Raw genomic sequence first — 12,614 nt, 5'->3', positions numbered from 1 at the left:
ATCGGTGTGCCGTCAGGCGAGGGGGACGGCATGAGCGGCATCAAGAAGACCGGTGAGAAGAACCTGATGTTCTTCTCCGGGCGCGCGCACCCGGAGCTGGCGGACGAGGTGGCGAGCCACCTCGGGGTCGACGCGGCGCCGACCACGCTGCGCGACTTCGCCAACGGGGAGATCTACGCCCGCTACCAGGAGTCGGTCCGCGGCTGTGACGCGTTCGTCATGCAGAGCCACACCTGGCCGATCAACCAATGGATCATGGAACAGCTGATCATGGTGGACGCCCTCAAGCGGGCCTCCGCCAAGAGGATCACCGTGATCATGCCGTTCTACGGCTACGCCCGCCAGGACAAGAAGGGCCGGGGCCGCGAGCCCATCACCGCCCGCCTGATGGCCGACATGTTCAAGACGGCCGGGGCCGACCGGCTGATGTCGATCGACCTGCACACCTCCCAGATCCAGGGCTTCTTCGACGGCCCGGTGGACCACCTGTTCGCCATGCCCGTCCTGGTCAACTACCTCAAGGACAAGCTCGACCTGGCCACGACGACGGTCGTCTCGCCCGACACCGGCCGGGTGCGGCTCTCCGAGCGCTGGGCCGACACGCTGGGCACCCCGCTGGCCTTCATCCACAAGCGCCGCGACCTCGACGTGGCCAACCAGGTGAAGGTGAGCGAGGTCGTCGGCCGGGTCAGGGGCCGGACCTGCGTGCTGATCGACGACATGATCGACACCGCGGGAACGATCTGCAAGGCGGCCGACGCGCTTTACGAGCAGGGCGCCACCAACGTGGTCGTGGCCGCCACCCACGCGGTGTTCTCCGACCCCGCGGTCGACCGGCTGAAGAACTCCAGGATCTCCGAGGTCATCGTCACCAACACGGTGCCGCTGCCCGAGGACAAGCGGTTCGACAAGCTCACCGTGTTGTCGATCGCCCCCCTGATCGCCCGTGCGATCAACGAGGTCTTCAGCGACGGCTCGGTGACCAGCCTCTTCGAGGGCGACAGCTGACACCCCGCCCCGCCCCCCGGTAACCCGTCGCCGACGCGTTCCCGGGGGCGGCCGGAGCCGCGGCGCGTCGACGTCACCGTTGACACGGTAGGGTTGTGGGATTGCGTGCGCTCGTAACGCCTTCCGCTAGGGCGGGTGAGGGGGAGCGCACCTTTCCGATTCCCGAGATCCCTAGGAGATCAGCCATGTCCGAAGTGGTCATCACCACCGAACTGCGTGACAAGTTCGGCAAGGGCGCCGCCCGCAAGATCCGTCGTGAGAACAAGGTGCCCGTCGTCCTCTACGGGCACGGCACCGACCCCCAGCACCTGTCCCTGCCGGGTCACGACCTGCTGCTCGCCCTGCGTACGCCGAACGTGCTGATCCGTCTCGAGGGCGCGGTGGCCGAGCTGGCCCTGCCCAAGGGCGTCCAGCGCGACCCGATCAAGGGCTTCCTGGAGCACGTCGACCTCATCCTCGTCCGTCGCGGCGAGAAGGTCACCGTCGACATCCCCGTCACCGTGGTGGGCGAGGTCGCCGACGGCATCCTCGACCAGCAGCTCGTCTCCGTCTCCGTCGAGACCGAGGCCACCCACATCCCCGAGGGCGTCGAGGTCGACGTCGAGGGCCTGGAGGTCGGCACCCAGATCACCGCCGCCGACCTGAAGCTGCCCAAGGGCACGACGCTCGCCGCCGACCCCGAGGCGCTGGTCCTGATCGTCGCCCAGACCCCGACCGCCGAGCCGGCGGGCGAGGCCGCCGAGACGGCCGAGGCCGCTCCGGCCGCCGAGGGCGAGAGCTCCGAGAGCGCCGAGTAGTTTTCTCTGCTAGATCTGTCAGGGCGGCCCGGGACCGGGCCGCCCTGACGCGCGTGTGAAGGGATGCCGATCGTGGACCGCTGGTTGGTCGTGGGCCTGGGAAACCCCGGGTCGGAGTACGCCGGGAACCGGCACAACGCGGGGTTCATGGTCCTGGACGAGCTCGCCGCGCGAGCCGGGGGACGGTTCAAGGCGCACCGGTCGCGGGCGGAGGTGCTGGAGGGCCGCCTGGCGGGTGTCCCCGCCGTGCTGGCCAAGCCGCTGTCCTTCATGAACCTCTCCGGCGGGCCGGTCAAGGCCCTGGCCGACTTCTACAAGGTCGACCCGGCCCGCGTGGTCGTGGTCCACGACGAGCTGGACATCCCGTACGGCGCGCTGAGGGCGAAGCTGGGCGGCGGCGACAACGGCCACAACGGGCTGAAGTCGATCACTAAGTCGCTGGCGACCAAGGACTACCTGCGGGTGCGGTTCGGCATCGGCCGCCCGCCCGGCCGGATGGACGCCGCGGCCTACGTCCTGCGCGACTTCGCCACCGCCGAGCGCAAGGACCTCGCGTTCCTGGTCGACCGCGCCTCGGACGTGGTGGAGTCGCTGATCAGGGTCGGCCTGGAGCCGACCCAGAACGCCTTCCACACCGGCGACCTGAACATCTCCGGCCCGCCCAGATAACCGGTCCCGCCCGGGTGATCCGCCCGTCCGGGTGATTCGGCCCCCGTTCGGAGATCGGTCCGTTCGGGCATCGGTCCGTTCGGGCATCGGTCCGTTCGGAGATCGGTCCGTTCGGACGCCGGCCCGTTCGGGCATCGGGCCGCTCAGGGACGCTGCGGATCGAACGCCATCAGGTTCTGCAGCAGCTCGGCCTGCTCGATCGCGTCGTCCAGCGCGTTGTGGGTGTGCGGCCGCCGGGACCGCAGGTGCTCGGGCATCTGCCGCTTGGTCGCCCAGCCGATCGGCACGCCCGCCTTGGCCGCGTACAGCGTCTTGAGGTCGACGCAGCGCGAGTGCCCGAACGGCGAGACGCCGGTGAAGCGCATGAAATACCAGTAAATCCACATCCAGTCGTAGGAGAGCGGGTAGGCCGCCAGCACCGGCGAGCTGTTCCCGCACACCTCGCGGACCCACGCGGCGGCCTCCCGCATCGCCTCGGCAGGGTCGCGACCCTCGCGGAGCAGCGTCTCCCGGTCCAGCCCGCTCACCGCGAGCGCCTCGGGAACGTGGTCGTCGCTGATCGGCCGCAGCTCCACATAGTGCGTGTGCGTCTGCGGATCCACCGGCTCGAAGACCTTTCCGGTCATCCGCCCGGCAACGGTCATCCCCAAGCTGACCATTGAATATGCCCCCGGAATGGGACCATCGGCCTCGACATCCACAGAGATGTACGTTTCGGTCTTCAACCTTCGGGCCTCTCCCGCCGCCGCTACCATTCCATAACTGTCTGTCCGTGAACGGTTACGCAGGGGGAGCGCGTGCGCGACGTGACCGCAGTTCAGACCGCACAGGAAACCGGGCCCGGAGCCGTTCCGTCCGCGCGCCGGCGCATGCCGGGCTGGATACGGGAGCACCGCGCGACGGCCGTCGCCGCCGACACCGCCTGCGCCGCCCTGGCCGGAGCCCTCGCGCTGTTCGTTCGATTCGGCGAGGTTACCGCCTACGTCTTCCCGTACGTCATGCTGAGCGCGGCCCTGCCCGCCGTCTGGGTCTGCGTGGTCGCGCTGAACCGTGCCTACGAGCCCCGGCTGATCGGCCTGGGCTCGGAGGAGTTCCAGCGGATCCTGCAGTGCGGCTTCATGCTCACCGCCGCCCTCGCCGTCTGCGCCTACCTCACCAAGATCGAGGTGGCCCGGGGCTACGTGGTGCTGGCGATCCCGCTGACGACGCTGCTCACCCTCCTCTCGCGCTACGCCCTGCGCCGTTCCCTGCACCGCAGGCGGGCACGGGGCGGGTGCATGCGGCGGGTGGTGGCCGTGGGCCACCGGGCGGCGATCGCCGAGCTGGTCCGCAGGTTCCGCCGGGAGCGCTACCACGGCATGGAGGTCGTCGCGGCGTGTGCCCCGCACGACGGGATGGGCGACGTGGAGGGCGTGCCGGTGCTGGGCGACTTCACCGACGTCGCGCTCGCGGTCGGGCAGGTCTCGGCCGACACCGTGGCCGTGCTCGCCTGCCCGGAGATGGACGGGGTGGCGCTGCGGCGGCTGGCCTGGCAGCTGGAGAAGACCCACACGGACCTGATCGTGGCTCCCGCGCTGATGGAGGTGGCCGGGCCGCGGATCACCATCCGCCCGGCGGCGGGACTGCCGCTGCTGCACGTGGATCACCCCGAGATCTCCGGCCTGCGCCAGGTGCTCAAGAACCTGTTCGACCGGGTGGGCGCCGGGCTGCTGCTGGCGGCCCTGCTGCCGCTGCTGGCGGGGGTGGCGGTGGCCGTACGGGCCTCGGGGCCGGGACCGGCGTTCTTCCGGCAGACGAGGGTGGGCCGCGACGGCGCCGAGTTCACGATCTACAAGTTCCGGACGATGCGCGTCGACGCCGAGCGCCGGAAGATCGCCTTGGTCGGCGACGGGCACGGCATGCTCTTCAAGATCCGCGACGATCCGAGGGTGACCCCGCTGGGCGCCCGGCTGCGCCGCCACTCGCTGGACGAGCTGCCCCAGCTGATCAACGTGGTCCTGGGACACATGTCCCTGGTCGGCCCTCGGCCGCCACTGCCCGAGGAGGTCGCCAGATACGGTGACGACGTCCGTCGCCGATTACTGGTCAAGCCCGGGATGACCGGCCTCTGGCAGGTAAGTGGTCGTTCCGACCTTTCCTGGGAGGAATCCGTACGGTTGGACCTGCGTTACGTGGAGAGTTGGTCCCTCATGCTGGATCTGCAGATCCTGTGGAAGACTTGGTCGGCTGTCGCGCGAGGAGCTGGAGCATACTGATGACCGTTCGCGACGATCACGTACTCGCCGCGGAGCTGGCGACGACGGCAGGCGAGAAGCTGGCCGCCCTGCGCGCGGAGCGGGGCTTCGGCGACCCGTCCGAGCTTCGCAGGGAGGGCGACGCCGCCTCCCACGTGTTCCTGATGGAGGCGCTGTCCCGGTTGCGCCCGGGTGACAGCGTGCTGTCCGAGGAGGCGACCAGCGAGGAGCGTCTCGACCCGCGCAGGCTGCGCGCCGATCGGGTCTGGATCGTCGACCCGCTGGACGGCACCCGCGAGTTCGCCGAGGAGGGCCGCGCGGACTGGGCGGTCCACGTGGCGCTCTGGGAGCGCGGCACGCTGACGGCCGGAGCCGTCGCGCTGCCCGCCCAGGGCCGTACGCTCTCCACCCTCGAACCCCCCGTGCCGCCCGCCCCCGAGGCGGGCGCCAGGCCGCGGATCGCGGTCAGCAGGACCCGCCCGCCGGAGTTCGTGCAGAACCTGGCCCGCCTCGCCGGCGCCGACCTGGTGCCGATCGGTTCGGCGGGCGCCAAGATCTCCGCCGTGCTCACCGGCGAGGTCGAGGCCTACGTGCACGCCGGAGGCCAGTACGAGTGGGACTCCGCCGCGCCCGTCGCGGTGGCCCTCGCCTCCGGGGTCCACGCGAGCCGTATCGACGGCTCGCCGCTGGTCTACAACCAGCCTGACCCTTCGTTGCCGGATATTCTTGTATCCCTACCGGGACTGGCGCCAACGTTGCTCGCTGGAATCCGGGATCTGCACCGCTAATCCCCGCTAGGAGAGTCTGATGCTTCAGCGCGACTACACCACGTCGCAGCTCGACGTCCTCGAGGCAGAGGCTGTTCACATCATGCGCGAGGTCGCGGCGGAGTTCGAGCGTCCCTGTCTGCTCTTCTCAGGGGGCAAGGACTCCATCGTCATGCTTCGCATCGCGGAGAAGGCGTTCTGGCCGGCGCCGATTCCCTTCCCGCTGATGCACGTCGACACCGGGCACAACTTCACCGAGGTCATCGAGTTCCGCGACCGCCGCGCCGCCGAGCTGGGCGCCCGCCTGGTCGTCGCCAGCGTCCAGGACTCCATCGACGCCGGCCGCGTCGTCGAGGAGACCGGCCGCAGGGCCTCGCGCAACCGGCTGCAGACCACGACGCTGCTGGACGCGATCGAGGAGAACGAGTACGACGCGGTGTTCGGCGGCGCCCGCCGCGACGAGGAGAAGGCCCGCGCCAAGGAGCGCGTGTTCTCCTTCCGCGACGACTTCGGCCAGTGGGATCCCAAGAACCAGCGCCCCGAGCTGTGGAACCTCTACAACGCCAGGATCCGCAAGGGCGAGCACATCCGGGTGTTCCCGCTGTCCAACTGGACCGAGCTCGACATCTGGGACTACATCCGGCGCGAGGGGATCGAGATTCCCTCGATCTACTTCGCCCACACCCGCAAGGTGTTCGAGCGCGACGGCATGCTGCTGGCCGACAGCGAGTTCATCACCCGCGACGACGACGAGCCGCTCCTGGACATGACGGTCCGCTACCGGACGGTGGGCGACGTGACCTGCACCGGTGCCGTCCAGTCGAGTGCCGCGACGGTCGAGGCGATCATCGACGAGATCGCGGTGACCCGGATCACCGAGCGCGGCGCCACCCGCGCCGACGACCGCGCCTCGGAGGCCTCCATGGAGGACCGCAAGCGGGAGGGATACTTCTAGTGAGCGCCCGTCTCCCCGGCTCCCCGTGCCACCCGGCCCACCCGGCCCGCCCGGTCTCCCGCGAGCCCCTTCCCGCGCGGTCCCGCCGCGCACGCCGTACGACCTCTGGAGAGCAGCGCTAATGGACATTCTTCGCTTCGCCACGGCGGGAAGTGTCGACGACGGAAAGTCGACCCTCATCGGGCGGCTGCTCTTCGACTCCAAGGCGATCTTCGAGGACCAGCTGGAGGCCGTCGAGCGCACCTCCCGCGACCGCGGCACCGAGTACACCGACCTGTCGCTCCTCACCGACGGCCTGCGGGCCGAGCGGGAGCAGGGCATCACGATCGACGTGGCCTACCGCTACTTCGCCACTCCCAAGCGCAAGTTCATCATCGCCGACACCCCCGGGCACATCCAGTACACCCGCAACATGGTCACCGGCGCCTCCACCGCAGACCTGGCGATCGTCCTGATCGACGCCCGCAAGGGCGTGCTGGAGCAGTCGCGGCGGCACGCGTTCCTCACCACCCTGCTGCGGGTGCCGCACCTGGTGCTGGCCGTCAACAAGATGGACCTGGTCGACTACTCCCAGGAGCGGTTCGAGGAGATCCGCGAGGAGTTCACCGCGTTCGCCTCCAAGCTGAACGCGCCGGACCTCACGTTCATCCCGATGTCGGCGCTGCACGGCGACAACGTGGTGTCCCGCTCGGAGAACACGCCCTGGTACAACGGGTCCTCCCTGCTGCACCACCTGGAGCACGTGCACATCGCCTCCGACCGCAACCTGGTCGACGTGCGCTTCCCCGTGCAGTACGTCATCCGCCCGCAGCGGGCCACCGACCCCTCCCTGCACGACTACCGCGGCTACGCGGGCCAGGTCGCAGGAGGGGTGCTCAAGCCGGGCGACGAGGTCATGCACCTGCCCTCGGGCCTGGCCACGCGCATCGCGTCGATCGACACCTTCGACGGGCCGGTCGACGAGGCGTTCCCGCCGATGTCGGTCACCCTGCGGCTGGAGGACGACATCGACATCTCGCGCGGCGACATGATCTGCCGGCCGAACAACCAGCCGCAGGTCTCCCAGGAGCTGGAGGCGATGATCTGCTGGATGGCCGACACCGCCAAGCTGTCCCCGCGCACCAAGCTGACCATCAAGCACACCACCCGCACGGCCCGTGCCCTGGTCAAGGACCTGCACTACCGGCTGGACGTCAACACCCTGCACCGGGACGAGACGGCACAGTCGCTCGGCCTCAACGAGATCGGGCGGGTGTCGCTCCGCGTCACCCAGCCCCTGTTCGTCGACGACTACGCCCGCAACCGCCTCACCGGCGGGTTCATCCTCGTGGACGAGTCCACCAACAACACGGTCGGCGCCGGGATGATCGTCGACGCCCGGTAGGCACGCCCCGCCTGCCCGCCCGCGGGCCGCCGTGGCCCCCTCCCCGTGCGCGACGGGAGGGCCACGCCGGGCCGCGGGCGGTTCGCCGTTCCTGGAGCCGTTTCTGAAGCCGGCCCTGAAGCCGTTCCCGGAGCCGACCCTGAAGCCGCAGGGTGCCGGCCGGATCGCCCTTTCCGAACCCTCCCGGGTAAGCTCGTCCGGCGATGCGGAGCCCTTCCCGAGGTGCCGGTCGTCGTTCGTGGAACCGCGCATCCCCTCGCGCCCGCGACCCGGCCATGGGCCTGCCCGGCGCCGGGTTGCGAGGTTCCGGCCCTTTCCCGTCAGGGTTCCCGTTCAGGAGACGGGCGGCGTTACACCCGCTGGGTAGATCCTTTGTCCGTTCTCTGACTCCTCCGTTACGCTCCGCGCTAGCCTCGGCACGTTCCGTATCCGTCGGGTAAGGATTCGTGCCTGTGTCTGATAGTCCGTCACCTGCTCGGGTGGTATTCCTGGGCGGCCTCGGCCGCAGCGGGACCACGCTGCTCGAGCGCCTGCTGGGGGAGGTCCCCGGCATCGCACCGCTCGGCGAGGTCGTCCACCTCTGGGCCAGGAGCGCGCTCGCGGACGAGTCCTGCGGATGCAGCGAGCCCTTCGGGTCGTGCCCCTTCTGGGAGAAGGTCGGCGAGCGCGCGTTCGGCGGCTGGTCCGAGGGCCTGGCGCACCGGATGATCGCGCTCAGGTCCCGCGTCGATCGCACCCGGCGCATCCCGACCCTGGCCAGGCTGCTGGCCGAGGAGCAGGCGGGCACCGGCAGGTGGCCGACGCCCGGCACCGCCGAGCTGGACGAGTACGCCGCGGTCCACCGTGACCTGTACAACGCGGCGGGCGAGGTCGCCGACTGTCCGGTCGTGATCGACTCCAGCAAGCACGCCTCGCTGGCCTTCTGCCTCGCGGCGGCCGGGGTCGACGTCCAGGTCGTCCACGTGGTCCGCGACCCCCGCGCGGTCGCGCACTCCTGGCGCAGGAGGGTCGCGCGTCCCGAGGACGGGCGCCCGATGACCCACTGGTCGCCCTCCCGCACCTCGCTGCACTGGCTGAGCGAGAATCTCAGCCTCGAACTCCTCGCCCGCAGGGGCGTACCGGTCACCCGAATCCGCTACGAGGACCTGCTCGACGCCCCCGCCGACACGCTCAGGCGCGTGGTCGCCAGGATCGGCCTCCCGTGCCGCATCGATTTCCTGTCCGGCAACTGGGCGGAGCTCTCGACGGCGCACACGGCCTCGGGCAACCCCATGCGCTTCATGGTCGGCCGCACGGAGCTGACCAGGGACGACAGCTGGCGCGCCGTCGCGCCGTCCCGGCAGTCGCGCCTGGTCACCGCGCTGACCTGGCCCCTCATGATCAAGTATGGCTATCACAGGAGACTCGCTTGAACGCATCGGTGGGTGTCGTCATCCCCACCCGGGGACACCGGCCTGACCAGCTGCGCGCGGCCACGCTCGCCGTGCTCGGCCAGGACCACCCCGGCCCCGTCGAGGTCGTCGTCGTCGTGGACGGCGGGGATCCGGCCTGGGTCGCCGACCAGGTGGCCGATCTCCTGGCCAGCCGGGCACTGGCGCCCGGCCGGCGCGAGGCGCCCCCACGCGGCGTGCGGGTGATGGCCAACCGGCTCACCCCGGGCCTGCCCGGGGCCCGCAATACCGGCATCGCGGCGCTCGGCACCGACATGGTCGCCTTCTGCGACGACGACGACCAGTGGCTGCCCGGCAAGGTCGAGGCCCAGGTCGCCGCCCTGGAGGCGGAGCCGGACGCGCGCTTCTGCAGCTGCGCCATCGAGGTCGAGTACGGTTCGCGGCGCATTCCCCGGCTGGCCGGGACCAGCCGCGTCACCTACCGCCACCTGGTGCGCTCGCGGATGGTGATGGTGCACTCCTCGACCTTCCTGTTCCGGCGCGGCGGGCTCTGGGTGGACGAGAGCGCCCCCAAGGGCCAGAACGAGGACTGGGACCTGGCGCTGCGCGCCGCCGCCCAACACCCCATCGTGCACGTCGACCGGCCCCTGGTCCGGGTGCGCTGGGGTGGCTCCTCGTATGTGGCCCGTTGGGCCGACCGGATCGCCGGGCTGCAGTGGATGCTCGCCCGGCACCCTGATCTGGCCGTGGATCCGCGCGGCGCGGCGCGGGTCTACGGTCAGCTCGCCTTCCACCACGCGGCCCTCGGCCAGCGGCGGGAGGCGGGCCGCTGGGCCTGGCGGGCGTTCACCGCCCGCCACGGCGAGCCCCGCGCGCCCATCGCGCTCGCGGTGGCGGCGGGCCTGGTCCCCGCGAGGATCATGCTCAGTGTCCTGAACCACCGAGGGCACGGCATCTGATGGCGCCCATCACCGAGCAGCCGCGGGTGACCCTCCGCCACGGTGCCTGGATCGTGCCGTCCATGACGGAGCAGGCCGCCGAGCGCCCGCCGGCACCCGCGCGCCACGGCCCGCCGGTCGCCTCGCTCCTGACGGGACAGGCCGTCGAGCGCCCGCCGGTGTTCCCCCGCCACGGTCTGGTGCTCGCTCCGTCCGCGGCGGGGCAGGCCGTCGAGCGCCCGCGCGCGACCGCTCGCTACGGCCTGCCGGTCCTTCCGCCCGCGCCGGGACGTGCCGCCGGGCCTCCGCCGGCGGTCACGCGCCGCGACTCGCCGGTCATGTCGTCCGTGGTGAGGCGGGCCGAGGTCCCGGCCACCCGTGACACCGTGACGCCGACCCCGCCCCTCACCGACCACCGGTCCGCGACCACCGGTCGCGATCCGGTGCCCGGCCTGCCCGCCGTCGCAGGGCGGGCCGGAACGCCGGTCGCCAGGCGGGGGACGACCCCGGGCGTCCCCCGCCTGAGGCCCCGGCTCGACAAGGCCACTCGCAGGCGTCTGCGTAGGCGCGTGCACGTGGCGGGCGTCGCGATCGACCCGATGACCGAGAGCGAGGTCGTCGACCATGTGATCGCCGCTCTGAAACGCGGTGAGGGCGGCCACCTTGTCACCCCGAACGTCGACATCAGCCGGACCGTCGCCCGAGACCCCCGGGCCCGCCGGTTCGTCGAGCGCGCCGACCTGGCGGTGGCCGACGGCATGCCGCTGGTGTGGGCGGCGAGACTGCTCGGCACCCCCATCCCCGGCAGGGTCACCGGTGCCGACCTGATCTGGTCCCTGTCGGAGGCCGCCGCCTTCTACCGCCATCCCGTATACCTGCTGGGCGGTCCCCGGGGCACGGCCGCGCAGGCGGCCCGCGAGCTGGTGAACCGCCATCCGACGCTGATGATCGCCGGGGTCGACGCCCCGCCGTACGGGTTCGAGGACGATCCTGAGAGTTACGCCCGGGTGCGCGACGCCGTGATCGCCGCAGCGCCCCGGCTGGTCTTCGTCGGGCTCGGCTTCCCCCGGCAGGAGCGGCTCATCGCCTCGCTCCGCCGGGACCTGCCGGGCACCTGGTTCGTCGGCTGCGGTTCGGCGATCTCCTTCGCCGCAGGCACCGTCCGGCGGGCGCCGGCATGGATGCGCCGCGGCGGCCTGGAGTGGATCTTCCGGCTGACGCGGGAGCCGGGCAGGCTCGCCCGCCGCTACCTGGTCGACGACCTGCCGTACGCGCTCCGGCTCCTCACGGTCTCCCTCGTACGAGGCCTCTTCTCCTGAAATCCTGAGCCCTGAGCCCTGAGCCCTGAGCAGTGAAGCTTTGAGGCGTCGGTGCCGGGGTCTTCGCCGAGCTTCCCGACCGTCATCGTCCTGATCGGCCGTCAGCGTTTCGCGGAGGCCAGCTCCCTGACCCGGAGGGCCTCCTCGGGGCTCAGCCGGGTACCGGCCTCGGCGAGGGCGCGGCGCGAGTCCATCGGCCGGTAGGCCGTGCGGGACAGACCGCTCCAGGCGAAGCCGCCGGAGCCCGTGCCCGAGGTGCCCGTGCCCGACGCGGTCGCGCCCGACCTGGCCGTGCACGCACGGCGGACGCGCTCCTCGGCGCGAGCCGACCAGGTCAGGCCCGCCCACTCGTACAGGCGGCGAAAGCCCGTCAGGGGGTCACGGGCCAGGTCCTCGTAGCGGGCGAGCATGATCCCCGGGTGCCGGTCGGCCAGGTCGGCGGCGGTGATCCCGGCCGCCCGCCACAGGGCCACGGCCTTGGCGACGCGGTCCTGGGAGCCGATCAGCGGGCGCAACGCCTCCAGGTGCGGCTGGTCACGCACCAGCAGCGGCTGTTCTAACAGCTCGTGGAAGTAGACCGTCCAGCCGAGCCGCTGCCAGCTGCCGACGAACGCCACCGGGTCGCGCAACAGGACGATCACCCGGCAACCCAGCCGGTCGGCGAACCATCCGGCGGAGAACAGCGCGAACGGGTCGTCCAGCAGCGCCCGGCGCCCGCCCAGCCGCCCCAGCGTGAACGCGGTGCCGTACCGGACCATCCGCGCCAGGTCGTACGGTGACCGGTTGCGGCGCAGCTCCGCCCAGAACCCGTAGCGCAGCGCGACCGTACGGGCGAAGGCGGGCAGCCAGGCCCGCTCGTTGTCCGGGCAGATGTACTGGAAGCGGTGGCCCACCACGGCGTCGAGGACGCCGGGGGAGCGGCCCGGCGGGTGTTCGGGGTTGAGCGGTTCGTTGACGTAGACCAGCTCCCCGCTCGCCGCGAGCATCCTGCCCGTCCAGCTCGTCCCGGTCCTGGGCAGCCCGGTGACCAGCACGGGCCTCACGGCCCCCACCGCCCGCCGAGGTTTCCGGAACGGCCGGGCCGCGTGTGCCCATGGCGTCCGGGACGGCCGGGGCACGCGGTCACGGTGCCCGCCGGAGGTCGAGAGCGGT

General features: G+C 71.4%; 12 protein-coding genes. 10 read left to right on the top strand and 2 right to left on the bottom strand.

All coding sequences use genetic code 11. The annotated features are described in order from the left end of the window. Positions 1-30: 30 nt before the first annotated feature. The 3 genes from ACTOQ2_RS18080 to pth all read left to right on the top strand — a co-directional run bounded on the left by ACTOQ2_RS18080 (position 31) and on the right by pth (position 2,474). A complete protein-coding gene (locus ACTOQ2_RS18080; RefSeq protein ID WP_344743831.1) occupies positions 31-1,008 on the top strand; it encodes a ribose-phosphate diphosphokinase in 978 nt (325 codons plus the stop codon). Between the two features lie 185 nt (positions 1,009-1,193). Next, positions 1,194-1,805, top strand: a complete 612-nt coding sequence (locus ACTOQ2_RS18075; protein WP_440068183.1) for a 50S ribosomal protein L25/general stress protein Ctc — start codon at positions 1,194-1,196, stop codon at positions 1,803-1,805. 63 nt (positions 1,806-1,868) lie between these two features. Further along, on the top strand, positions 1,869-2,474 hold the full coding sequence (pth, locus tag ACTOQ2_RS18070; RefSeq protein ID WP_440100677.1) for an aminoacyl-tRNA hydrolase: 606 nt from the start codon (positions 1,869-1,871) through the stop codon (positions 2,472-2,474). A gap of 143 nt (positions 2,475-2,617) precedes the next feature. Here the strand turns inward: pth and ACTOQ2_RS18065 are convergent, their stop codons facing one another. Next, entirely contained in the window at positions 2,618-3,118 is a 501-nt protein-coding gene (locus tag ACTOQ2_RS18065; protein WP_440068591.1) for an exonuclease, read from the bottom strand. 162 nt (positions 3,119-3,280) lie between these two features. On the opposite strand from ACTOQ2_RS18065, the gene ACTOQ2_RS18060 reads away from it, so the two are divergent. From ACTOQ2_RS18060 to ACTOQ2_RS18030, 7 genes are all read left to right on the top strand, one after another. Further along, positions 3,281-4,729: a sugar transferase gene (locus ACTOQ2_RS18060; RefSeq protein WP_440100676.1), complete on the top strand. Its 1,449-nt coding sequence runs from the start codon at positions 3,281-3,283 to the stop codon at positions 4,727-4,729. Continuing rightward, positions 4,729-5,496 (top strand): 3'(2'),5'-bisphosphate nucleotidase CysQ, encoded by a 768-nt coding sequence (locus ACTOQ2_RS18055; RefSeq protein ID WP_440068189.1) that lies wholly within the window; start codon positions 4,729-4,731, stop codon positions 5,494-5,496. Before ACTOQ2_RS18060 ends, ACTOQ2_RS18055 begins: the two co-directional genes overlap by 1 nt. 19 nt (positions 5,497-5,515) lie before the next feature. After that, positions 5,516-6,430 (top strand): sulfate adenylyltransferase subunit CysD, encoded by a 915-nt coding sequence (cysD, locus tag ACTOQ2_RS18050; protein WP_440100674.1) that lies wholly within the window; start codon positions 5,516-5,518, stop codon positions 6,428-6,430. A 121-nt stretch (positions 6,431-6,551) separates the two neighbouring features. Beyond that, a complete protein-coding gene (cysN, locus tag ACTOQ2_RS18045) occupies positions 6,552-7,814 on the top strand; it encodes a sulfate adenylyltransferase subunit CysN (RefSeq protein WP_440088277.1) in 1,263 nt (420 codons plus the stop codon). 479 nt (positions 7,815-8,293) lie between these two features. After that, positions 8,294-9,226 (top strand): sulfotransferase, encoded by a 933-nt coding sequence (locus tag ACTOQ2_RS18040; RefSeq protein WP_440100672.1) that lies wholly within the window; start codon positions 8,294-8,296, stop codon positions 9,224-9,226. After that, a complete protein-coding gene (locus ACTOQ2_RS18035) occupies positions 9,223-10,164 on the top strand; it encodes a glycosyltransferase family 2 protein (RefSeq protein WP_440100670.1) in 942 nt (313 codons plus the stop codon). Before ACTOQ2_RS18040 ends, ACTOQ2_RS18035 begins: the two co-directional genes overlap by 4 nt. Next, the gene (locus ACTOQ2_RS18030) at positions 10,164-11,462 is read left to right on the top strand and encodes a WecB/TagA/CpsF family glycosyltransferase (RefSeq protein WP_440100669.1); all 1,299 of its coding nucleotides are present in this window, start codon (positions 10,164-10,166) and stop codon (positions 11,460-11,462) included. Before ACTOQ2_RS18035 ends, ACTOQ2_RS18030 begins: the two co-directional genes overlap by 1 nt. 101 nt (positions 11,463-11,563) lie before the next feature. On the opposite strand, the gene ACTOQ2_RS18025 is transcribed toward ACTOQ2_RS18030, so the two are convergent. Further along, complete coding sequence (locus tag ACTOQ2_RS18025) at positions 11,564-12,505, bottom strand: sulfotransferase (RefSeq protein WP_440100667.1); 942 nt, start codon at positions 12,503-12,505, stop codon at positions 11,564-11,566. Positions 12,506-12,614: the final 109 nt, after the last annotated feature.

Origin of the sequence: Streptosporangium sp. H16, from assembly GCF_051918855.1 — a bacterium.
Lineage (GTDB): Bacteria > Actinomycetota > Actinomycetes > Streptosporangiales > Streptosporangiaceae > Streptosporangium.
This window is presented reverse-complemented; position numbering and strand designations above follow the sequence as displayed.

Coding starts and splice junctions, on each gene's coding strand:
- ACTOQ2_RS18065 (WP_440068591.1), bottom strand. CDS start 3,118: ATGACCGTTGCCGGGCGGATGACCGGAAAGGTCTTCGAGCCGGTGGAT.
- ACTOQ2_RS18075 (WP_440068183.1), top strand. CDS start 1,194: ATGTCCGAAGTGGTCATCACCACCGAACTGCGTGACAAGTTCGGCAAG.
- ACTOQ2_RS18030 (WP_440100669.1), top strand. CDS start 10,164: ATGGCGCCCATCACCGAGCAGCCGCGGGTGACCCTCCGCCACGGTGCC.
- ACTOQ2_RS18055 (WP_440068189.1), top strand. CDS start 4,729: ATGACCGTTCGCGACGATCACGTACTCGCCGCGGAGCTGGCGACGACG.
- cysD (WP_440100674.1), top strand. CDS start 5,516: ATGCTTCAGCGCGACTACACCACGTCGCAGCTCGACGTCCTCGAGGCA.
- ACTOQ2_RS18080 (WP_344743831.1), top strand. CDS start 31: ATGAGCGGCATCAAGAAGACCGGTGAGAAGAACCTGATGTTCTTCTCC.
- pth (WP_440100677.1), top strand. CDS start 1,869: ATGCCGATCGTGGACCGCTGGTTGGTCGTGGGCCTGGGAAACCCCGGG.
- cysN (WP_440088277.1), top strand. CDS start 6,552: ATGGACATTCTTCGCTTCGCCACGGCGGGAAGTGTCGACGACGGAAAG.